The organism is Anaerocolumna sp. AGMB13025 (genome assembly GCF_029689925.1).
Classification (GTDB): domain Bacteria; phylum Bacillota; class Clostridia; order Lachnospirales; family Lachnospiraceae; genus Anaerocolumna.
In genome coordinates this window covers 5630613-5654904 of sequence record NZ_CP121445.1, presented here as the reverse complement: position 1 = coordinate 5654904, position 24292 = coordinate 5630613, and the positions used below count along the sequence as shown (strand labels likewise).

The window sequence follows — 24292 nt, the reverse complement described above, 5'->3', positions numbered from 1 at the left end:
CGGACGTAATATGTCACATATTAATTATATAATAAATAATTTTTAGGAGGAAAAAGGATGAGAAAAATTATTTCAATCCTGCTTGTTTTCTGCATGGTAATCGGAACTTTTACGGCATGTGGTAAGAGCAAGGAAACAAACAGCAATGCAGAACAGCAGACGACAACGGCAGTATCCGATGCCACAAAAGACAGTACTTCGGCTGATACGGCTGCGGCAGACAGCAATGCTGAAATTGTAGACGGAAAATTTGTGAAGACAAGACAGATTACGGTGGAAGTATATGACCGTGCCAATGACGGCGGTTCCAAACCGGAAGATAACTACTATGCGAATTACATTAAAGAAGGTATGTTAAGAGATCACAATGTAGAAGTTACCTTTGTACCCGTTCCACGCTGGACAGAAGTGGAACAGCTTAACAATCTCCTTGCATCCGATAATGCACCTGACGTATGCGTTACCTATGATTATCCTACCATTCAGACTTACGCTGATATGGGTGGTGTAACAGATTTAAACACCTTAGTAGAAGATAATAAGGCTTTGCTGCCCAATTTATGGGAACTGTTAGGTACCACCAATATTTACTGGGATAAGAATCCGGATACCGGTTCTATATGGGCACTGGAGGCAAAATTACTGGTTAATAACCGTATTAATACCTTCGTTCGTGAGGATTGGCTCAAAAAGTTAAATATTGCCGAACCGAAAACCAAAGAAGAGTTTGAAGCTATGTTAGTTGCTTTTAAAGAGAATGCTTCTACACTTCTTGGCGCTGATGCCGACAAGATGATTCCGTTCTCCATAAGCTTTGACGTGGGCTGGCGTTCCGACGACCTGATTTCAAGCTTTATACCGGATTCCATAACTGATAAAGATTATTATGTGAATGGCTTTGATGATAGAAAACTCTTACAGCCTGGCACCAAAGAAGCTATCAGAACTCTGAATAAGTGGTACAACGAAGGACTGGTATGGAAAGATTTTGCTCTTTATCCAGCCGGTGATACCACAGAAGATAACTTGATGAAAGCAGGATATGTGGGTGCCTTCATACATAACTGGGATTATCCTTACCGCAACGGCGAAGACAGTATTCAGAGCAATTTACAAAGGTTAGTTGGACCAGACTCCGGATATATTGCTATCAGCAGCTTTCCCAATGATGCAGGATTATATAAGAAATACCTTCCAGGTCCTATTGACCGTAAAATCTTCTTACCTGCTACCAACGATGAACCAGTTGCATCCCTTATGTATCTGGACTGGATCAGCAAACCTGAAAACCGTCAGTTCCTTCAAATCGGTGACGAAGGTGTTACCCATGAAACACAAGCAGACGGTTCTATAAAATTAATTGCAGCAACCGGTGAAAAAATCATGAACTCGGTTAATAACCTTGATTATACCATTACCTGTAATGGTCTTGATCTTGGCGATAAGGATAAGACAGTTAAATCAATCGCACTTGGTTATGCCGGTGTTGATCAACGTTATATTGAGAAGGCTTATGCCGCATCCATGACAGATCCTCGTGTCGGTAGAAATACTAATGTCGGTAAAATTACTTCTGAACAGGGTGTAGGAACTTCCCTTACAGACAAACGTAACGCATTGTACGATCAGGCTGTAGTTGCTGCGGCCGATAAGTTTGATGAGGTATTTGATTCCGGGCTTAAGGATTATCTAAGCTCTGGCGGGCAGGCTATTATGGATGAACGTAAAGCAGCATGGGAAAAATACTTCGGAGATTCCACCAGTCTTCCAGAACAATAATAACTGTAACAGGAGGGCTCGTCTAATCACGAGCCCCCTCTTTTTATAAGTAAATTATTTGGTAATTGCGAAACTATTTAGTTTTCTGAATATACCCTACAATTAATACGAATTTCATAGCTTCAGTTGCCCTCTGGGCAAGATTCAGCTCTGAAATTGTATTAATTGCTTGGTATATAGATACAATAGTAGAGTTTCGCAATTACCAAAAAGTAAATTAAGTTATTAAGGAGAATGACCTTATGAAAATGATATTACGCTGGTTTTCCGGCGGGGATGACAGTGTAACCCTGGAACAGATCCGACAGATTCCTGGTGTTTCCGGAGTGGCTACGATGCTATCGGATATTCCGGTTGGGGAAGTATGGCCTCTTGAGAGACTTAAGGCACTGCGGGATGAGGTTCAGGCAGCCGGTCTTTTACTTGAAGTAATTGAAAGTGTCAATATCCATGAAGATATAAAAAAAGGATTGGCTTCCAGGGATAAATACTTAAATAACTATTGCAAGACCATAGAGAATTTGTCAAAGATAGGAGTAAAATGCTTATGCTATAACTTTATGCCCGTTATGGATTGGGCCAGGAGTGATCTTTCTTATCCCTTGGAGGACGGCAGTACGGCTATGGCATATGATCATGAGGAAATTCTTAGAATGAATCCTTCCATGATTGCAGAAAAAATGCTTAGCGGCTCAAAGGGCTATTACCTCCCTGGCTGGGAACCAGACCGGCTAAGGGCAATGTCTGCAGATATTGAATACTATCAGAATATGTCAGAAGAGCAGTACTGGGAGAATATGAAATATTTTTTGGATATAATCATACCCTGTGCACAGGAATTTGATGTGAAGATGGCGATTCATCCGGATGACCCTCCGTTTTCAATCTATGGCTTACCCAAAACAATTAATAATGCACAGAACATCAGAAAGTTTTTAAGTTTAAATCAAAGTCCATATAACGGATTAACTTTCTGCACCGGATCACTTGGAGCCGATCTAAATAATGATATACCTGCAATGATCAGTGAATTTGCAGCCCAAGGACGCATACATTTTGCACATATAAGAAATATAAAACATAGGAATGAGAAAGTATTTACCGAATCGGCACATTTAAGTGCGTGTGGTGATTTAGATATGTATCAAATCGTTAAGGCGTTTCAGGATAATGGATTTGACGGCTATATCCGTTCCGACCACGGACGTATGATATGGGGCGAACAAGCCAGACCCGGATACGGTCTTTACGACAGGGCCTTAGGTACTACATATCTTTCCGGTCTGTGGGAAGCGGTTGATAAAGCCCGCAATTACAAAGAGTAAATTATGAAACAGTAAGTTTAGTAGTTTCAAATCGAATAAACAGTAGATTAAAGTTGAAAAAGAAATAAAAGTAACTTTAAGTTGTAAAATCAAAATGTTTTTAATGTTTTAAAATCGTAATTAAAGTAAGTTTAAAGGAACAAAATTGTGATGAAGTAGTAAGCTTAAAAGGAAAAATTTCAAATGGAAGAAGCAAAAATGAGCAAAAACCATTATTTCACACCGATTGGTTATTTACAAAGCAGACTAGGGGCTGTAATATTGAAAATATAGTTTAGGTTACAAGGGCATAACTCTTATAAATTATAATGCTTAGCAGAATTTAAGCGAGAGAAGCGATAGGATGAGATTGGTAAGGGCAGTGTCAGCAATATACTACAAATCAGGCTGAGGAGTGAACAAAATGGAGATTACAAAACGGTTGTTAAATGAAAGCGCAAGAGAGTACGCATTAAGGCAGATACGCAATAATATTATAGCTTTGAAATTAAAACCCGGAAGTAATGTAAGTGATAATGAACTGGCCAGGGAATTGGGTATGAGCAGGACTCCGGTACGTGAAGCACTCCAGGAACTTCAGAAAATTAATCTGATTGAAGTATATCCCCAGAGAGGCAGTGTAGTCTCTCATATTGACTTTGATATTGTTGAAGAAACAGTATTTTTGCGAAGGGTTTTGGAGAAAGCAGTGGTGGAAGAATTGTGCGGCTCAATTACGGAGGAAAAACTTCTTGAATTGGAGAAGAATATTAAACTGCAGGAATTTTATCTGGATAACCTTACGCCGGAGAAAATGATGGAACTGGATAATGAATTCCACAAATCCTTATTTGTACTTTGCAATAAAGAACGTATCTATGACCTTATGGAGGGGATGCTGGGGCATTTTGACCGGATACGGACCTTAAGTTTATATTCTGTAAAAGATATTAAAATTGTATCAGATCATAAGGCAATTTTAAATGCAATCCGTATAAATGATAAAAAACTGGCCGGTGACTTCATCATTAAACATCTGTCCAGGTATAAGCTGGATCAGAGTGAGATTATGGAGAATTATCCGGAATATTTTAATACCGAGAAGGAAAAGACAGGAGTTCCCACTATTCTTTCGTCTCTTTGATTTAAGGATAATTATCCTTAAAGTGCTGCTAAGCAGACGAAGGGTTTGCCACCGGACATAAAATAGAAAATAAAAAGGTACACGATATGAATGTATATCCGTTACCTTTTTTAATTATGAGGAAAATGGGAAAAAATGTGGTTTGGAGCCAATCGATTATGTACAGGGATTGTTTCTGCCGTAAGCCTCCATTTCCTTAAATTCAGAAGGGGTACAGCCTTTGTGGATTTTAAACATGCGGATAAACGCAGAGATACTTTCGAATCCGCTCCGCCTGGCTACCTCGGAAACGGTGATATCCGGTTCCATAAGTAAAGAAGCGGCATGCATGATTCGTTTCCGGTTCAGATACTGATAAAAGGAGATATCTGCATATTGCTTAAAGATCCTGGAAAAATAAAACTTACTAAAGCCTGCTTTAGCAGCAACCTGTTCCAGGGTTATATTTTCATGAAAATGCTCATTGATGTAATTACATATGGAAAGAAAGATCTGGGAATTCTCGATTTGCTTTAAGGAGCTTTCCTGTTGGGGAATTTTAGCCAGTGCATAGTTCCTTCCGATAATCGAGTATATGGATATCAGTTTGGAGTATATGATCGTATCATGGTAAAGAGCTTCACTTTCATATTCGAAAGCGATGCCATGAATCAAGCGCTGGAGCCGTTCATGAATTTTAGAGGAATTACCGGAGGTCACATGAACAACGGGATACAAAAGTGCTGCCAGGGACTTAAATTCATTCATGGAATCCAATTGGGACAGGTCAGCGATGATAATATAACGTCTGCCGGAATCCGGTGAGGTGAGACGGTGCAGTACTCCCGGACTGATAAAGATAATATCCCCTTCGTTAAGAACATAAACATCTTCACCGCAATAAACAGTATAGATATTATCAATGGGCATAATGATTTCAAGAGAGGTATGCCAATGAAGGGGGTAATCATCTTCCTGAACATTATCATATACACGTATGGTTGAATTAATCGGGAAATCTACGGTTTCCTTGATTCCGTTTAATGTTTTAATCATGCAGATACCTCGCTTTAAAAATCGGAGTTATTAGACAAAAATACAAATAGACTATTAAATTTATGTATATTATAGTATGTTTTTCGTGAAATGTAAACAGTTTCCTCTTAAAAATATAGTTAATATGCATTGACTTGGAGAATGGAGATAGTATGAAGTATACAAAATGCTGGCTTGAGTATCGGAGCCTTTCAAAGACAAATCAATCCGAGGTATTACTGGTTTGTAATGCTAAGGGGAATCTGGCGAAAAGTATGACAGATGAAATAATACTTGCCTTTAAACGGTTGTATGGAAGAAAGGTAATAACCAGTGAAAAAGAAGTGAAGAAAGATACTATTATTTATTTAAAAATAGATAAGAAGGCAGGGCTTAACAAAGAAGGTTACCGGATTAACTGTTACAACGGAAGGTGCGTTATTTCCGCGGTTTCGGATACAGGTCTTTTGTACGGGACCTTTGCCCTGTTAAGAACCCTTCAGATTCAGAATGTAACAGACTTTAATACCTTTAGTTATACGGAGGAAAAGGAACCATCAAATCCTTTGCGTCTGATAAATCATTGGGATAATATGGAGGGCGATATTGAACGAGGTTACTCGGGAAAATCTTTCTTCTTTAAAGATAATAAACTGCTCTTAAATGAACGTACAAGAGAGTATGCAAGGCTTATGGGATCCCTTGGCATTAATGGAACAGTAATCAATAATGTTAATGTAAGGGGGAATGCAACGAAACTTATTTCAGATAAATATTATGATAAACTGCGTTCAATGGCTGAGTTGTTTGCAGCTTATGGAGTGAAGCTCTTTTTAAGTATTAACTTTTCTGCTCCCATGGAACTGGATAACTTAACTACTGCAGATCCCTGTGAGGAAAAGGTGAAGTCCTGGTGGAAAGCAAAAGCCGAGGAAGTATTTCGGAATATCCCAAATTTTGGCGGATTTTTGGTAAAAGCCGATTCAGAAGGAAGACCGGGACCCTTTACGTATGGAAGAACCCATGCCGATGGAGCCAATATGCTTTCGGAGGCGGTGAAACCTTATGGCGGTCTGGTAATATGGCGTTGTTTTGTGTACAACTGCAAGCAGGATTGGAGAGATAACAAAACGGACCGGGCAAGATCCGGATATGATAATTTTATGCCGTTAGACGGTAGATTTGCTGATAATGTTATTTTGCAGATTAAGAACGGACCCATGGACTTTCAGGTACGGGAGCCTGTATCACCACTTTTTGGCGGACTTAAAAAGACTAATATGATATTGGAAGTGCAGATTGCACAGGAATACACAGGGCAGCAGTGTCATGTCTGCTATCTGATTCCCTGGTTTAAAGAAATTTTGGCTTTTCATACTTACTGCAAAGAGACAGGGGATACCGTAGCTGATCTTGTAGCTGGCAGGACCTATCATAATAAGAACTGCGGTATGGCTGCGGTTGCCAATACCGGCAATGATATAAACTGGACCGGTCATGATCTGGCAGGGGCGAATCTGTACGGCTTTGGCAGGCTTGCTTTTGATACGGAACTCACTGCTGAGGAAATCGGGAAAGAATGGATTATACAGACTTTTGGTCAGAAGAAAAAGGTTATAGAAGTTATACTTAAAATACTGATGATGTCCTGGCCTGCTTACGAAAAATATACCTCACCTCTTGGTATCGGTTGGATGGTTAAACCGGCAACCCATTACGGACCAGATGTTGACGGTTATGAGTATGACAGATGGGGGACTTATCATAAAGCCGACCACAAGGGAATCGGCGTGGACAGAACGGAAAAAGGAACCGGATACTGCAGCCAGTATAATGCACCACTAGCAGACCTGTATGCCGATAGAAAGACCTGTCCAGAGGAATTACTGCTTTTCTTCCATCATATAGACTATGATTATGTCTTATCCTCCGGCAAAACTGTGTTACAGCATATTTATGATACCCACTTTGAAGGCGCTATGGAGGCGGAGCAATTCCTTCAAATGTGGAAAGAGTTAGAGGCTTTGCTGGAAAAAGAAACTTACCAAAGGACTCTTGAGCGGTTAGTTCATCAAAAGGACCATGCAGCAGAATGGCGGGATGTAATTAATTCTTACTTTTATAGAAAAACCCTGATTCCGGACCAATATGGAAGGCCCTTATATTAGCAAGTAAAGTACTGCTCTTCATAAAATTTAATTCATTTACTGCCAGCTATTTAACTTAATATTTCGTTTCTGTCATTTGTCCTAACGCATAAAACAGGGCTGATATTATGGGGATCATATGCTAGACGAGGTGCTATGTAATGTTAAAGAGTACAAAAATGAGTTATGTTATATTCATTCGATAATAAAATAAAAGCATTTTGCTTCGATAAAATAATATTTTTATAAAAATTATAAATCTATATTTAGGGAGGACATGAGATGAAGGAAAATGGACTGACACTATCCCCTATATTATCTGACGGGATGATTTTGCAGCGAGACACCGTAAATCATATCTACGGTACGGAGACAATAGCAGATACAGTTACGGTTTACTTTATGGATACCAAGTTTACCGCTTTGGTAGCGGATAATTCTGATTTTTGTATAGAACTGCCCCCAGTGGCAGCGGGAGGACCCTATAGTATAACAGTAGTGGGCAGCGGTGAAATCACAATACAGGATATCATGTTTGGTGATGTATACATATTAAGCGGACAGTCCAACATGGAACTGCCGGTCAGAAGGGTGTTAGATGTATCGGGAGAAGAGATTTTAAATACTTCGGAGCCTGATATCAGGCAGTATCACCTTCCACCGACCTATAACTTTTCATCACCCGAAAAATATATGTATGAAGGACAGTGGAAAAAAGCGGTGATGGAGGATTTAATGGAATTCAGTGCTGCCGGTTTCTTCTTTGCAAAAGAAATCAAAGAAAAGTATCAGGTGCCGGTGGGACTGATTCTTAGTGCAGTGGGAGGTTCTAAAGTAGAAGCCTGGATGAAAGCCTCGACCCTTTCAGGATTTGGGGACTATGAGAAAACCATTGAAGGATTTAAAAACCCTGAGGTTTTCAAGGCATTTCTGGCAGACCAGCAGAAAGCAGCAGATGATTGGGTATATGCGCTTGAAGAATCAGAATTCAAACGATCGGATACGGAGAATTATAAAGAATGGGACATTTGCAAAGTACCATCCCTGGTTTCAGATTATAATACCTCCTTTACAGGCTCGGTGTATTTATGCCGGGAAGTTTTTCTGGATTTTGAACCGGAGGGAGAGGATTCCTATATTTATATGGGCAGCATTATAGACGCCGACATGCTGTGGATTAACGGGGAATTAGTCGGAAGGACCGAATACCGGTATCCGCCAAGAAAGTATGACATTAAAAAAGGTATACTTAAAAAGGGCAGTAACCAGATTACTCTTCGGATTCTGATTAACAACGGCAACGGGGGAACAATAAAAGACAAACCCTATCACCTTTACTATAACGGGCAGAAAATTAACCTTACGGGAGAGTGGTATTACAGAATTGGCAAAAAGGCCGAAACCGTAAGACCATCGGCATTGTTTCCGCCTCTTTTACCAATATGCTTTTACAATACGGTAGTCGCACCTCTTTCAAGGATAGAAGCAAAAGGTGTTCTTTGGTATCAGGGTGAAAGCAATACCAATGCCCCAAAAGACTATTGTGAAAAATATACCGCCATGGTTACCGACTGGCGGAGAGCAGCAGGCAGGGAATTACCCTTTATCTCTGTTCAACTGGCTAATTACAGAGAGCCGCTTAATACTCTTGAGGATACCGGATGGGCAGAACTGCGGGAGCAGCAACGACAAAGTCTGGCATTAAAGGATACTGCTCTGGTCACGGCTCTTGATATCGGAGAAGAAAATGACCTCCATCCCCAAAACAAAAAAGAACTTGGCATACGTCTTGCCAGAGCAGCAGCCCATCTGATATATAAAGACCCCGTCGTACCCATGGGTCCCCTTCCGAAGGAAGTAAAGGTCCTAAAAAACGGCATAAAAATCACCTTTGAATATCTGGAAGAGACAGAAAAAGAATATGAACTGAATAATTTTGAACTTGCAGACCAGAATGGAGCCTACCATCCAGCCACGGCTCTTAGAAAAGGGAAATACGTAACAGTAACCTATAAAGAAGAATCAAAGCCTACAGCCATAAGATATGCCTGGAGTGATAATCCCCGTAACATTAACTTTTACAATGACTCTGGTCTCCCGGCACCTGGCTTTCGCTTAATCGTAGCTTAAAAGAAGTCATCTACAGCCAAACGAAGGAAGCAGCTGCCAGAGGACACCGGTGAAAAAACCTAAAATCAACTAAAATCCTTAGCTGGAAAATTGGATTAGGATCTGTTTCTTAAGCACTTAAGAAACAGATCCTAATCTATGCTTTTCTTAATAAAGTAAAATGCCGCTGATTTTATTAAGTATCTACAAGCAAACTGGGAAGTGAACGTATAATTACCCAACCACAAAATGTAAGTAATAATCAAAAATATACATAATATGGAAATATTGGAAGCAAAAACCCTAAAAAATCAATCGTTGTAATAATGATTTAAAAAAAACTTAATTAATTTGCCTAAAAAATATCATCTTTTTATGTTACAATACATACATGCAACATATTAATTAAAAAGAAAGAAATAAAGAAGGTGCAAAATGGCAAATAATAATATGACTAAAAATATTGCGGCTAATCGGAAAAGCAGAAGCAAAAAGGCTAGTAGCGAAAAAGTCCTTCCCTATATTGGATTAGGGCTGTTACTGCCATTTATAGTTCTGTATTTTTTCTTTACCTTTTATTATAGCACACATTTTTATAATAATACGGTCATTAACGGAGTAAATGCCTCCAACAAGACTGCAAAACAGCTAGAAGAGGCGATAAACTCCCAGGCTAATTCTTATGTCCTTACCTTAGAAGAGAGAAATGATGTTAAGGATACCATAAAAGGTGAGAATATAGGTTTACATATGGTTTATGACGCAAGCATGAAAGACCTGTTAAAAAAACAAAGCGGATTTGCCTGGCCGGTATCCTTTATGAAATCCCATGAATTAGAAATTGATACCATGATAGAATATGATGAGTTTTCATTGGATAAATTACTGGATAAGCTGAATTGTTTTAAAGAAGCCAATGTTTTAGAACCGGTAGATGCCCATATATCCGAATATGGCGAGAATGGGTTTACCATAGTCCCTGAAAATCCGGGAGCCAAAGTAAATAAGGATAAGTTGGCAGAGGCAGTAAAACAAGCGGTTACCTCCCTGGAACCCACTCTTAATTTAGAGAAAGCAGGCGTTTATGAAGAAGCAAAGGTTACTTCAGGGAATAAAAAATTATTACAGGCATTAGAAGAAATGAATAAAATAGCAGGAGCAAAAATAACCTATCAATTCGGCGATGTTACCGAAGTTTTAGATGGAAACCAAATTAGTAAGTGGCTTACCCTGGGAAAGGATTACAAAGTAGAACTTAACCCGGATGGTATCAAAGAATATGTGGATTACATAGGAAAGAACTATAATTCTTTTGGCAGGGTACGTACCTTTAAAACTTCTTACGGAGACGAAATACAGGTTAAAGGCGGAGATTATGGCTGGTGGCTAAATAGAGGTCAGGAAGTAAAAGAACTTACGGAACTAATACAAAATGGGAGCCAGCAGGTGAAAGAACCCTCTTATTATCAGACTGCCCAGCAGTACGGTAAGGATGATGTCGGAACAACCTATGTGGAAGTAAACTTAACTGCCCAGCATTTGTTTTTCTATAAGGAAGGAAATCTTGTCCTTGAGACAGATTTTGTATCGGGAAATTTATCAAAGAATTGGGGTACCCCGGTTGGAACATATCCGGTTCAGTATAAAGAAAATGATGCTACCTTAAACGGAGAAGACTATTCCACGCCCGTTAAATACTGGATGCCTTTTAACGGCAATATCGGTTTTCATGATGCCCCCTGGCGGAGTGAATTTGGTAAGAATATTTACCTGACAAGCGGCTCACATGGCTGCATTAATATGCCCCCGGCGAAAGCCAAGTTAATGTTTGAAAATATCAAACGGGGAGTAGCGGTTGTAGTCTATGAACTGCCGGGAACCGAAAATTATGGCAAAGAGAAGGATAAAGATAAAGACAAGAATAAAGATACGAACACCCAGGACTAAGCCACAGCAAATACGACGGAAAATGAAACCCCTGGAAGATAAGTCTTTTATCTCATACCATGCATTTAAAACACATAATATATCCAATAAATGAATGAATGCCCCGGAAATAAATGATACTATGTTTGTTTCCGGGACTTTTTTCGGATTACAGGTCCTGCCCGGAACAAAAAAAACTTAAGGAATTCATCATATAGATGTCAGAGAATTATAATTGTTTTTGATTTTGTCTAATGGTAGAATATAGAAAATGTTAGGAATTTGATTGATAAGAAAAAGTTTGTAGTCTTAAAGGCACTAAATAAGTAGATTTTAATTAGATATCAGCTAAGATATAAAGTGAAAGGACGCATTATGAGGTTATTAATGATTGAAGACGATGAAGAATTATGTGAGGCGGTTGCCGTTCATTTAAAAAAGGAAGGTTACGAGATGGATGTTTGCCATAATGGAGAGGACGTAGACTATTATATATCTGCTTTTACCCATGATGTAATTATACTAGACCGGATGCTTCCGGGGGTTGACGGACTTACCATACTAGAGACCATACGAAACAATGGCAATGCAACTCCGGTGATTATGGTAACTGCTATGAATGGGATTAACGACCGGATCGACGGATTAGACGGCGGGGCAGACGATTATCTGGTAAAACCATTTGAAGTATCAGAATTGCAGGCGAGGATCCGTGCACTGCTGCGAAGACCCAGAAAGTTTGAAAACCATGAAATTCTTACCTTTTCGGATATGGAATTAAATATAAATACCTATGTGGCGGTCTGCGGCAGTAAAAGTATATCCTTATCAAAAAGAGAAGGAACTTTACTTGAATTTTTTCTTCTGCATAAGGAACAGATTCTGACCAGAGAGCAGATTTTAAGCCGGGTTTGGGGAATGGATAAATTTGTTGAGGATGGGAATATCGATAATTACATATTTTTTCTCAGAAGAAGGCTCAAAGCCCTTGAAACCAAGGTAGGGATAAAAACAATACACGGCATCGGCTACCGGTTAGAAAGGAAGGAAAATGCATAGTAAAAACCTGCTTCATTCCATCCGAAACCGGTTGATTTTATTGTATACCTGTTCTACGGGGCTGATTTTAACGGCGGTGCTGATTTTCGTAGCTGTGATTACGGACAGGCAGTTAGAGAGAAACCAAATCAATTCCTTTCAGAATAACTATATCACCATAAATCAAAATATCCAGTCAAGTTCTGAAATCAGTAATTTATGGATGGCGGAAATGGAAACGAAAAATTATTTGATTATCCATATCGAAGATAACGGCTCTCCTTTCTTATTTCAAGGTTCCTGGAAGTCTCCTACGGACCGCAATACACTGGTTGATAAAGTGAAAGAACTGGCGGCTGCAGATAATATCAATACAGGTATTAGACCCATTTCCTTAAAGGAATTACAAAGTAACATTTATCCGGTAAAAGGAGATAAAAACGATAAATACCTGGGGGAAGTTTTCCTGGCACCAGTTAAGGAGGGTTTTCGAAGTGTAATAGTACTCCAGTATATATCCAACAGTGAGAAAGATAATTTAAAGCAAAAGCTTGTATTGGTTCTTCTTGGTCTTGCCGGCATAGCCGCATTATTTCTGGTGAGCAGACAGATGGTAAGTAAGGCTTTAAAGCCGGTGGAAGAAAGCAGAAGAAGGCAGACAGAATTCATAGCCGCTGCCTCCCATGAATTAAAATCCCCTCTGGCTGTCATACGTGCCAATGCCTCTGCATTAATGCTTGCGCCAGAGAGGGCAGGGTTTTTTACAACGGGTATTGAAAAGGAATGTAAACGTCTGGCGGCACTAATTGAGGATATGCTGTTATTAGCTTCGGCAGACGCAAGGACCTGGAAAATAAAAAAGGAAGTACTGGATCTGGATACGTTATTGATTGAGGTTTATGATCTGTTTTATTCCTATTGTAAGGAACAGGGAAAAGAATTAAAACTTATCCTACCCGATACCATGCTGCCTCGAGCAGAGGGAGATGGGGAACGTATTAAACAGATCCTGGCGGTTCTTATTGACAATGCGGTGACTTACACATCGGAAAAAGATACAATCTGCCTGCGGGGTCATGCAAAGAAGAATCGTATTTACCTTGAGGTTGAAGACCATGGAGCCGGTATTTCCCAGGAAAAAAAAGTGGAAATTTTCGAGCGGTTTTACCGGGAAGATAAGTCCAGAAAGGATAAAAACCACTTTGGACTTGGACTTAGTATTGCAAAGGAATTAAGCGAACTAAACGGTGGCAGCATAACTGTGACAGACACCAAAGGCGGCGGTGCAACCTTTATTGTTTCTCTTCCCGTTTATAAATAAATTAAACGCTGGTGTTAAAGAAGTAAAGCATGAAATAAAAAATAAATTATATATTTACCCAAAGTATATCTTCTGTCAATAGATCACGTAAAATGTTCCACACAAGTCAATAAGTAGAAATGGAAAAGCTGATAAAGGCAGGAGCAGAATTGGAAACCTGTAATACTCAGCTTTTTTATTAGTCTTAGATTACTTGTGCGAAGCTAACGCCTTTATTCAATAAAATCTAATAAATAAAATCTAATAAATAAGATTCTTAAAGATTTTTTAGAGATTTCCCTGTTAAATTAAATACAAAGAAAATTATTTGGAGGAAATAAAATGAGACGAAGAATAACAGCAGTATTGATTCTCCTGGTCCTTGTTGTAACGAGTTTTTCCGGTTGCAGCAAAGAGGGAGAGAAAGAAGCAGGAAAATTAAACAATGTAAAAAACAATCAGACTGATAATGGTAAGAAAGAAGATAAAAAAGGGGATAAAAAAGAACCTACTATGGGCAGGTATATGGAAGAAAAGGTGAAACTACCTGACCTTGCGGGAGATGAAACAATGATAAAAGTCCTGGAAAATAAGGATAAACAGATTGAAGTCTTTACAGCAAATAAGGGCAAATATAACTGTTACCGTCTAAAAGAGGATATGACCTGGGAGAGCAGTACCCCAGAGTGGCTGAATAACAAGTTAACCCAGGGGGCTAATAAAGTAATTAATGATATCTGTATGGGAGAAGACGGTAATTATTACCTGGTTGTTGCCGATTACAGTAATGATACTCAGAAATCCGCTATCATAAAAAGTGCAGAAGGAAAAACTGCGCAAAAGGTTAACATACCTTATCTTGATAAAGAGACCACTACCAGTAGTAATTATAAACATTATCCGGGTATCGTTAAAATTCAGGTATTGGAAAATGGCAGTATGGTTTTAAGTGATATGTGGGAATCATCGTCCCTGTTAGTATTTTCACCAGATGGAAAGAAAACAGATAAAGTAAAAATCGGGCAGAATCAATACGGACAAGATCAAAATTACATAACCAACGGGAATGATATTATAACAATAAATGAAGATGGTACCAGTGTCATGTTTTATGATACACAGCAAAAGCAGATTAAGCGTTCGGTTGATTTTAATAATAAGAGCAATGATATCTGCTATGCCATGAAAAATGACGGTACTCTGTTACTCGGAGATTCTGCAGGAATACACCGTCTGCAAAAAGATGGCACCCTATGGGAAACCGTTGTGGATGGCTCCCTTAATTCTATGAGTATGCCGTCCTTTACCTTTGCTAACCTGTTTGTAAAAGAAGGGGAACAAGAGGAATATTATGGGGTTTACGGTAATGGTGACAGAGGATACGTGATAATGCACTATGTATTTGATAAAAACGTAGCTTCCGTACCCTCGAAAGAAATTACGGTATATTCCTTAAAGGAGAACAGTACCGTAAGACAGGCAATTGCTCTGTTCCAGTCAGAAAATACGGACATCAAGGTAAACTATGTAGTTGCTATGGGAGAGGAAGCAGGTAAGGTAACCGATTATATCCGTGCCCTTAATACGGAATTACTGGCTGGAAACGGAGCTGATGTACTGATTTTAGACGGTCTGCCAGTTGATTCCTATATTGAAAAGGGAGTACTTGCAGATATTAACAATCTCATAAGCCCTCTGGAGGAATCAGGAGAATTACTTAAGAATATAACGGGTGGTTATCAAAAGGACGGAAAAGTCTACCAGGTGCCCCTGCGGTTTTCTATTCCGATCATCCAAGGAAAATCAGATGCAATAAAAGCTTCGGATAGCCTTAGCCATATTGCGGATTATATAAAACAGAATAAGGATAAAACCTATAGTGGAACAACCACTTATAAACAGCTGCTGGAAAATTATTTGGCGTTATACTCAAGTGAACTGATCCAGAACGGACAGTTAAGTGATGAAAACTTTACAACTTTCCTAAAGAATATAAAAGCAGTGTCAGAAAATATAAAAGCCACGGAAACCAATGAAGAAAACAGAGATTTTGATTCAGTCTATGCAAAGATGTTTGGTGGGGAAAGATTATTTTTAGAAAATACCTTTTCGATTTTAAAGGGCAACGAGACTACTATGAGTCAGATTAGAAATGTGTATGATACCATATTGTTTTTTGCAATTATGAAAGATAAGGAAATCAGTTACCAAGCCATCAATCAGATGTTTATACCAAATGGTCTGGTGGGGCTTAACAGTAAAAGCAAAGAAAGTGAGATAGCACAGAGATTCATCAGCTTTTTATTTAAATCTGATGTTCAGGATTCCAATGTATATGACGGATTTCCTGTTAACAGTGCTTCCCTGGACAAATGGTTTGCAAAAGAAGATGACGGAATGTCGGTTGCTTCTTCCGATCAGGATGGCAATGAGGTTAGCGGGGGATATCCGGTAAAAGCAGAAAGGGAAGCAATACGAAACATTGCTTTAAGCCTCAACAAGCCGATTCAAACCAATTATATCTTAAATGATCTGATTGTGGAGGAAGTATTACCTTACTTAAAAGGTGAGATTGATGAGAACCAGGCACTGGCTGGTGTAAAAGCCAAAGTTAATACTTATCTTGCGGAATAAGCAAGGGTACAGGATTTTCATACACCCTTTGCGGCTGTCTGGCAGCCATGCCTGGAAGTGAAACCTAAGGCAGTATGACAAGAAGTAAAACAAAGAATATGGAAAGAGAAAACCGCAACAAACAATTAAGGGAAAATAGCTTATGGTTAGAAATGAACACAAACAAAATAAGTATAATAAGAAACTTAGGAAACGAAAGGTTTCAGAAGCAGGAAAAGCATGGCTTTTCCTGCTTCCAAGCTTCTTAGGGGTAATCTTCTTTGTACTGCTGCCCTTTGCTGATGTAATCAGGCGCTCGTTTTGCGAGGCTATGAGCAGCCGGTTTGTAGGTCTTAGCAATTACAGACTGGTGTTACATAATGCAGCTTTTTTGCTGGCAGTCAAAAATACAGGAAGGTTTTTGCTAACCTGTATCCCTCTTTTACTGGCAGTATCTTTTCTTTTATCCTTACTGCTATATTATCAAAAGAAACATACGGAATTTTTTAAGACTTCCTTTTTGCTGCCCATGGCAATTCCGGTAGCCTCGGTGGTCCTATTGTGGCGGTTATTATTTCATGAAAATGGTCTGATTAATGTTTTACTGCTTCATTTAGGAAAAGATAAAATAGATTTTATGAATACCAGTAAAGCATTCCTGGTCTTAGGGTTTAGTTATCTGTGGAAAAATACCGGTTATAATGTAATCTTATGGCTGACCGGCTTAAATGGAATATCAGTAAATCTTTATGAAGCCGCCGGTGTAGACGGCGCAGGATTTTTTGCTAAACTCCGCTATATTACCCTGCCTCAACTCCTGCCCTCTGTCTATGTAATAACTATCCTCTCTTTTGTTAATTCCTTTAAGGTATTCCGAGAGGCTTACTTAGTAGCAGGGGATTACCCCCACGAAAGTATCTATATGCTCCAGCACCTATTCAATAACTGGTTTGTTAATCTGGATGTCCAGAAGATGAGTGCTGCGGCAGTGATGTGTGTCGTTATATTTGTAATCTTGATCCTGTTATTTAAGAAAATTGACAGGGATGGGGAAGACTAAATAAGACTAAGCAATAACTAACATAATGGCCAGGTTTGTAAGGCATAGGAAAGTCAGTAAAATTAATGAAGTAAATAAGTCAGTACCACAATATGGAGAGTTTTATATGAAGATGAAAAGCGGATTACGGACTGCCCTGTTGTTTATCCTCACCCTGATTATATGGATTCCGGTGTGGATGCTCCTTGGCGGTTCCATTATGGGAGCAGATGAATTACAAAAAAATATCGGTCCGGTATTGGATCAAAGTAAGGGAATGGCAGGTTTTAGTGTATTTCCGGAGTATCCTACCTTAAGACCCTATGTAGAATTATTATTGGATTCTCCAAAATTCTTTGTAATGTTCTGGAATTCCTGTATTCAGGTAATACCGGTGCTCTTAGGACAGCTTGTGGTGGCAGTGCCGGCAGCCTGGAGCTTTGCCTGGTATGAATTTAAGGGTAAGAAGATACTCTTTACGGTTTATATTATTCTGATGGTATTGCCTTTTCAGGTAACTATGGTATCCAGTTACCTGGTACTGTACCGCCTGGGGCTTGTAGATACACATTTGGCAGTGATACTGCCTAATATATTTGCAACGTTCCCAGTGTTCATTCTGGTTAAGTTTTTTAAAGCCGTTCCCAAAGCCCTGATAGAAGCTGCCAAATTAGACGGTGCTTCAGATTTTTATATATTTACCCGGGTGGGGATTCCAATTGGTGCCCCCGGAATCCTGTCTATCGTCATATTAGGCTTTTTAGAATACTGGAATGCAATTGAACAACCCCTGACTTTTTTGGTAAGAAGAAAAGAGCTATGGTCCCTGCCTCTTTATCTGCCGGAGATTACTACAGGTAAAGCAGGTGTTTCCTTTGCGGCCTCCGTCCTTATGATGATTCCGGCAGTGCTGTTGTTTTTATATGGACAGAAATATTTAGAGCAGGGAATTGCAGCTTCCGGCTTAAAGGAATAGAAAGGTGGCATTGTAAAATGGAGAAAAAATTAAAGAATTTATTACTCTTATTCTTTGCCTTAATGGCATTGTTTACAGTAGTATCAAGGGCGGCAGCCTCGGTAATGGTAGCAAAGGTGCAGACAGACACCACCAAAGGGGGAAATCTTACTTATAAACTGTCAGGCAGCGGTATTCTTAAGGAGAATGGAGAAAAATACATAGATGTCTTTGAAGGGTTTAAAATCGGAAAACTTTATATAGAAAAAGGCAGCAAGGTCGAAAAAGGGGATCCCCTGTTTGCGTATGACTTAAAGCAGGTGAAAGAAAAAAAATCAGATCTGGATAAGGAACTAAAGAAATTAACACTTCAATATGATAAATCCGCTTTAACCGCTGAAAATCAGGACAATTCTCTGGATGTAGCAGCAGCCCAACTTACGAAGAAAGGGGCAGAGGAAGATTTAACGGCTGCAAAAAAAGCTCTTTCCGATACAAAACATAACATAAAAAAAGTAAAGCAGGAAGCCTATAAACAAGCTGAGCTTGATTACGAGGAGGCAGAAGACTTAAGAGAAAAGGAAGAAAATAATGCAGACCGGGCGGTAGAGGACGCAGCCAGTGAGTATGAAGAAGTAATAAAACCAGAGGAGACCTTACGAACCAAAGTAGATAATTATAAAAATGCCGTAAGTGCCGGAAATGGAGACCTCATTGTAAAAACAGGGACGGAAATTTATGATTTTTATTATGATGGAGGCTATAAAGAACACTTGGAAGAAAAGGATAGTGCAGTGGAAAGTCTTAACAGGGCGCAGGAGGATTTAGCGGCAGTTAAGGCAAAGTGGGATAAGGCTATTAATGTCTGGGATCAGTATGACAGTGAAGAGTCAGTCCAAAAGGCTTATTATGCCCAGGTGGCAGCGAGAGAGGAAGAAATTAAGAATTACAGCCGTGCTGTAGAGGATGCCCAGAAAAAACTGGATAAAATAGCAGAGAAAGAAAATCTGCTGACCAATGCACTAAGTAATTACCAAAATGATATCAAAAATCAACTCTCCGAGAATCAGGAGGGGTCTTATCTTATCTTATATCAGGTGCTTTATGATAATCTTAAGCTGGATGAAACTAAAATAAGTGCCGCAAAAACAAAACTAGCCAGATCAAAAGAAGATAGGAAACAGATAAAACTCGGTTGGGAGCAGAAAATAAAAACCACTGCCCTTAAAAAAGAGAAACTCTTAAACGATTTACAGGAAATAAATAAAGGCACCTATGATTACACCGAAGACTTAAAAGATGCAGAAAAAGGAGTGAAAGAAGCTTGGCGTACTCTTGAGAATGCAAAACTTTCCCTTTCAAAAGCGAAGGAAAGTGAACAGCTGGCCAAAGAAAACAATCAGGTTCAGGATAAGTCCAAAGCTTTGGATTTGGAGCTTTTAAAGGTAGATATCGATGAAAAAAAGAAGGAAATCAGTAAGATAGATGACCTGATAACCAAAAAGGGAAAAGTAACTGCACCTGTTGGCGGAGTAATTGAAAAAAATGAACTGATTCTAGGCAGCACCTTAACTGGTCAGGAGAAATTTACAATTACAACCGGAGGTTATGAACTCGTCATAAAAGCGGACAAAGAGGAGATGAAACCCTTTGCGGTCGGTGATGAACTAAGGATAGAAACCGGAACAAGCGGGGAGAAGATTACTTCACAAATTGAAAATATCGAACTGCCGGATCAGGACGGTAATGTGAGTTTTACCGCACTTTTACCGGAGGGAAATTATAAAAATGGTGGAAGCCTAAATTATGAAATCTCGAAAGATTCGGAAAACTATAGGAGTTGTATACCAATTCAGGCATTGAGACAGGACTCAATGGGAACCTATGTGCTTATCGTAAAAGAGAAGGACAGTGTTCTTGGAAAAGAAGAAACCGCCTTCCGCCTTAATGTAACCCTGCTTTCACAGGACACGGATACGGCGGCAGTAGAAGCAGCCCTTTCAGAAGAAGACCAGGTTATTACCAGCAGCAATAAAAATATTAAAGAAGGTGACCGGGTGCGGATCTATGAAGCAGAATAAAAACATGGTGATTCTTATTCTTTTAGTAGTTATAACCATATGGTTTACCGGTGCCCAAATTCTTACCGCCTCCTTTCTAAGGAATCAGTATACTGCAGTGAGTATCCGGCTGAAAAACGGAGGAATTACGGAAAAGAAGATAAAGGAAGCACTCAGCAAGGAAAAAGAGAGAAATGACCCGTCCTGTCCAGAGACTGCTGCCTGGAAAAGGATACCAGAAGCAAAGGTTATAAATGAGTATCTGGGCCGGGAACAGAAAGTATCCGTTATAATTGCCGCTGGGGATATGAAGGTTACGGTTCCCATGACTTTACTTAGCGGTAATTATGTATACCCGGGAGATAAAAGAGGCTGTGTGCTGGATTCTAAAACCGCTTATGAATTATTCGGTACGGAATATGCGGTTTCCAATGTGGTTACTTATGAGAAGAAAAACTATATCCTTCGGGGGATTATAAAAACAGATTACCCGGTTTTTTTAATTCAGGGCGAGAAAGACAGTATAGAATATCCCAATCTTGAACTTACCTTCTCGGAAAAGGAGAGAGGTGAGTCACTGGCAGGGGATTTTCTCTTACAAAACGGGTTAGCCTCGGATTATATGCTGTTTGACGGATATTTTTACGGACGGCTGGTTCATTCTGTCATAACCTTACCGATTTGGTTCTTAACGTTTTTTTATTCTTTTCAATTAATTAAGTATTATATACATAAAAAAACTATCCTTACCCGAAAAACTTTTCTGCTATATGGTCTTATGCTGGTCTCTATCATAGCCACCTATTGTTTCCTGCTACATCAGTTAACAGGCAGTCCGGTCTATATTCCGGAAAAACTGATACCGACAAAATGGTCGGATTTCGGTTACTGGTCGGAGCAGTATACGCATATGAAAGATGAAATAAAAGAACTTAAGTATGCTTATCCCGGTCCTAAAGATATGTTCCTGCTAAATGAACTCTCTAAGCTTTCTCTTACAGTGGCTGTTATTACAGTACTTCATATAGCGGTTTATATGTATGTACATATACTTGCCTTAAGAGACAAGTAAGTGCGAAACTTCAATATTGTATCCATACACCATGCAATTAATACGAATTTCTAAGCGGAATCTAGCCTAAAGGGCGGCTGAGGCTTTAGAATTCGTATTAATTGCATTTTTAGGACCTTCTTAAAAGAAAAACTATGAAATCTAAAAAAAATAAAGCATGAAGGAAGCTAATTCTCTATATGTTTTTAAAGAATGGATAATTAGAGAGAGAATACTATTTATGTTGAAGCATTTTTCTTTTACACGGGACTGGGTGTCCGGATTTCTTAAAAGTATGAGGACATATTTTTGGTATACCGTAAATGCCGTGGGAATACTGCTGATTATTATTGAAGTTTTGACCATAATGGGATGGGAAAGCGGTACACTGGGATATATTAATTCCTTAAGGATTGGCAGGCCGGAAAGCACCCCGGTTATGGAAGGCGCGAAGGAGGAAAAGGGGAATTTTAATGATATCAATCGTAAGAAAAAACCAGTAATTCCTGCTTATGATTTTACACTAACGGATCAGTACGGAAAGGAGCATACTTTGTCTGATTATAAGGGACAGGTGGTTTTTTTAAACTTCTGGGCCTCCTGGTGTCCGCCCTGTAAGGATGAGATGTCTTATATTGAGGAGCTTTATAAAGAATATAATAAGAATAAAGAAAAGGTAGTATTTTTAGGTATTGCCAATCCAAAAAGTGAGGAAAATCCGAGTAATCAGGATGAGAAAAGAGAATTACTTATGGATTTCATTGGGAATAATGGCTATACCTTTCCCATTCTGTTTGATGAGACTGGAGAAATACTGAATAATTATTACATATCTGCATTTCCGACTACCTTTATGATTGATAGGAAAGGGAATGTATTTGGCTATGTTTCCGGTATGATGACCAAGGAGATTATGAAAAAGATAATCGATCAGACCTTATTATCAACGGAATAAATTGCCCTTGACAGCTCTGAAAATCAATGCAGCTTGCCGTTTACTAATAGTTAACTGGCATTGATTTTCAGAGCCTCCAAGAGCGCCTTCTGATATTAGATGATCTATATTGTTCTAAGCTCAGTAACTTTTAAAGATTTTTTTTCCTGGGATAAAAATTCGTATACGACCTCAGGAGGAAATATGACTTCCTCTGCAATCTCTTTCAGGGTTTTATATTCCCTGATTGCTTTTAAGATCTTAATACCTTCGGTGGTATATTCTGTGTTCAGCCCCAGATTTGGATAGACAATTTCATAGCGGTTTTCCGATTCAATAATGGAATATGGTTTGTTCAGCCGGAATTTCGCCTGCAAGGGAAGGGTCAGGCTGCTTGTCCGATTCATGACTTCGATACAAAACTCAGGGAGTTCAGGGGAAGAATTATAGGGACAAGGTATGCATACATCCTTGTATTTACATGGAGTGCATACGGTGTTAGTGTTCTTTTTATGTAAGAGTTGTAAGAATGGTTCGAAAACAGGAAAGTCCTCATTCCAATCATGATATTCTTCCATATTCAGTTTCATATCACTGTGATTCTGGCAAGTACTTATATTCCCGTTGGGATCTGCATAAATAGCACCAGTTAATGCATCGCAGGTAAAGCCTTTTATTCTATAATCCGTACCATATTTTTTATTCAGGTATTCCTTGAAGATAGGGTAATCATTTAATATATTTATTTTCATGCCAGGGTTACCGGCATGATATTGTGCGATTTCTTCGAAAAGGTCTAGGACTTCCCCGGTGCTGATTGCAAGCAGATCCTGATTGATATCTGCATTCCCTTTTAAAGCCAGGGAGGAGATCTGGTAGCGGATACCTAACTCTTTGGTGGATTCCATAAAGTCTAGGATTTCATGCCGGTTCAGTTTATTGGCAACAATATTTACACCTATTTGGGTACGGGGTGATTTGTATTTATTCAGATAGGTTAAATGCTTTAAGGTATCCATTGCCTTTTTCCAGGTTCCGGTACCTCTTACTTGGTCGTGACTATCTAAAAGCCCTTCCATACTGACAAAAATGGAGGCAATCGGATGCTTCATAATGGCATCAACTAAGCTGCCCTCAGCCTGTCCATTGGTAATAAGAGACACTTTAATTCCGTAAGAACAGGCATAATGTATTATTTCTTCTATCTCAGGATGTAAGAGGGGTTCACCCCCTAACAAAGTCATGTGATCAACAAATGTGCTGACATAGTCAATTACTTTTTTCCAGTTTTTATATTCGGGTTTATTTTGCTCCACCAGTGAAATGGCACCGCAATGTTTACATCTTAAGTTGCACCTTGTAGTGATATCCCAAGTTAAATGCATGTTATCACCGGTATCATGTATTTTAATGATACCTTTTCCCTTTCTATGGTATTTTTTGCCCGGATGGGCAGAAGGTATACTCCTGCGTTCATTGTATCAAGTTGAATTCCTAATGATCTATAAAACCTCTAGGGGATGACACGAAATATGTCTGCTAGTCCAAAGAGAAGAGGCTGTTGCAAAAAACTAAGACCGATTCAGCCGCTTATTTGCTTCGCAGCAGTCCCTCCGCAATGGTTATTAACTCCTAATTATGTATTAATCGCAGCCTTGTACACAAAAACCTGCAGGCCATACACTGCTCAAAGAGCTTTCAGCTTTCTTTTCCTTTACTATAAACATAGGAATCCCTCCTTCCATATTAAGTATATATAAATAACCTTAGATACTATATCCATATGGTCATCTATCAAAAATCATATGATGGCATGTACCTTGCGGGAACGCCAAAACAAAAGCTCTGCTATTAATTCAACAAACCAATGTATAGTTCA

Annotated in this window: 16 protein-coding genes; 14 read left to right on the top strand and 2 right to left on the bottom strand. The window is 39.1% G+C overall.

Annotated features, from left to right (window positions below; translation table 11 throughout):
- The first annotated feature begins 57 nt into the window (after positions 1-57).
- The 3 genes from QA584_RS23490 (at position 58) to QA584_RS23480 (ending at position 4227) form a co-directional block, all read left to right on the top strand.
- Complete coding sequence (locus QA584_RS23490; RefSeq protein ID WP_278271537.1) at positions 58-1779, top strand: extracellular solute-binding protein; 1722 nt, start codon at positions 58-60, stop codon at positions 1777-1779.
- Between the two features lie 242 nt (positions 1780-2021).
- On the top strand, positions 2022-3104 hold the full coding sequence (locus tag QA584_RS23485) for a mannonate dehydratase (RefSeq protein ID WP_278271536.1): 1083 nt from the start codon (positions 2022-2024) through the stop codon (positions 3102-3104).
- A 403-nt stretch (positions 3105-3507) separates the two neighbouring features.
- On the top strand, positions 3508-4227 hold the full coding sequence (locus tag QA584_RS23480) for a GntR family transcriptional regulator (protein WP_278271535.1): 720 nt from the start codon (positions 3508-3510) through the stop codon (positions 4225-4227).
- A gap of 156 nt (positions 4228-4383) precedes the next feature.
- Here the strand turns inward: QA584_RS23480 and QA584_RS23475 are convergent, their stop codons facing one another.
- Positions 4384-5262: an AraC family transcriptional regulator gene (locus tag QA584_RS23475; RefSeq protein ID WP_278271534.1), complete on the bottom strand. Its 879-nt coding sequence runs from the start codon at positions 5260-5262 to the stop codon at positions 4384-4386.
- Between the two features lie 152 nt (positions 5263-5414).
- On the opposite strand from QA584_RS23475, the gene QA584_RS23470 reads away from it, so the two are divergent.
- The 11 genes from QA584_RS23470 to QA584_RS23420 all read left to right on the top strand — a co-directional run bounded on the left by QA584_RS23470 (position 5415) and on the right by QA584_RS23420 (position 22434).
- Positions 5415-7409 carry a glycoside hydrolase family 20 zincin-like fold domain-containing protein gene (locus QA584_RS23470; RefSeq protein ID WP_278271533.1) on the top strand — a complete coding sequence of 665 codons (1995 nt, stop codon included), beginning with the start codon at positions 5415-5417 and terminating at the stop codon, positions 7407-7409.
- A gap of 261 nt (positions 7410-7670) precedes the next feature.
- Entirely contained in the window at positions 7671-9518 is a 1848-nt protein-coding gene (locus tag QA584_RS23465) for a sialate O-acetylesterase (RefSeq protein ID WP_278271532.1), read from the top strand.
- Between the two features lie 414 nt (positions 9519-9932).
- Positions 9933-11444: a L,D-transpeptidase family protein gene (locus QA584_RS23460; RefSeq protein ID WP_278271531.1), complete on the top strand. Its 1512-nt coding sequence runs from the start codon at positions 9933-9935 to the stop codon at positions 11442-11444.
- A gap of 354 nt (positions 11445-11798) precedes the next feature.
- Positions 11799-12482 carry a response regulator transcription factor gene (locus QA584_RS23455; protein ID WP_278271530.1) on the top strand — a complete coding sequence of 228 codons (684 nt, stop codon included), beginning with the start codon at positions 11799-11801 and terminating at the stop codon, positions 12480-12482.
- On the top strand, positions 12475-13782 hold the full coding sequence (locus tag QA584_RS23450; RefSeq protein WP_278271529.1) for a sensor histidine kinase: 1308 nt from the start codon (positions 12475-12477) through the stop codon (positions 13780-13782). The genes QA584_RS23455 and QA584_RS23450 overlap by 8 nt, the downstream gene beginning before the upstream one ends.
- Before the next feature lie 321 nt (positions 13783-14103).
- Positions 14104-16395, top strand: coding sequence for an ABC transporter substrate-binding protein (locus QA584_RS23445; RefSeq protein WP_278271528.1), 2292 nt, complete (start codon positions 14104-14106; stop codon positions 16393-16395).
- Between the two features lie 142 nt (positions 16396-16537).
- The gene (locus QA584_RS23440; RefSeq protein ID WP_278271527.1) at positions 16538-17434 is read left to right on the top strand and encodes a carbohydrate ABC transporter permease; all 897 of its coding nucleotides are present in this window, start codon (positions 16538-16540) and stop codon (positions 17432-17434) included.
- Between the two features lie 112 nt (positions 17435-17546).
- Complete coding sequence (locus QA584_RS23435) at positions 17547-18389, top strand: carbohydrate ABC transporter permease (RefSeq protein WP_442870365.1); 843 nt, start codon at positions 17547-17549, stop codon at positions 18387-18389.
- Between the two features lie 17 nt (positions 18390-18406).
- The gene (locus tag QA584_RS23430) at positions 18407-20449 is read left to right on the top strand and encodes a hypothetical protein (protein ID WP_278271525.1); all 2043 of its coding nucleotides are present in this window, start codon (positions 18407-18409) and stop codon (positions 20447-20449) included.
- Positions 20436-21500 (top strand): hypothetical protein, encoded by a 1065-nt coding sequence (locus QA584_RS23425; RefSeq protein WP_278271524.1) that lies wholly within the window; start codon positions 20436-20438, stop codon positions 21498-21500. The genes QA584_RS23430 and QA584_RS23425 overlap by 14 nt, the downstream gene beginning before the upstream one ends.
- Before the next feature lie 274 nt (positions 21501-21774).
- Positions 21775-22434, top strand: coding sequence for a TlpA family protein disulfide reductase (locus QA584_RS23420; RefSeq protein WP_278271523.1), 660 nt, complete (start codon positions 21775-21777; stop codon positions 22432-22434).
- A gap of 104 nt (positions 22435-22538) precedes the next feature.
- Here QA584_RS23420 and QA584_RS23415 read toward each other — a convergent pair whose 3' ends face one another.
- Complete coding sequence (locus tag QA584_RS23415; protein ID WP_278271522.1) at positions 22539-23798, bottom strand: radical SAM protein; 1260 nt, start codon at positions 23796-23798, stop codon at positions 22539-22541.
- Positions 23799-24292: the final 494 nt, after the last annotated feature.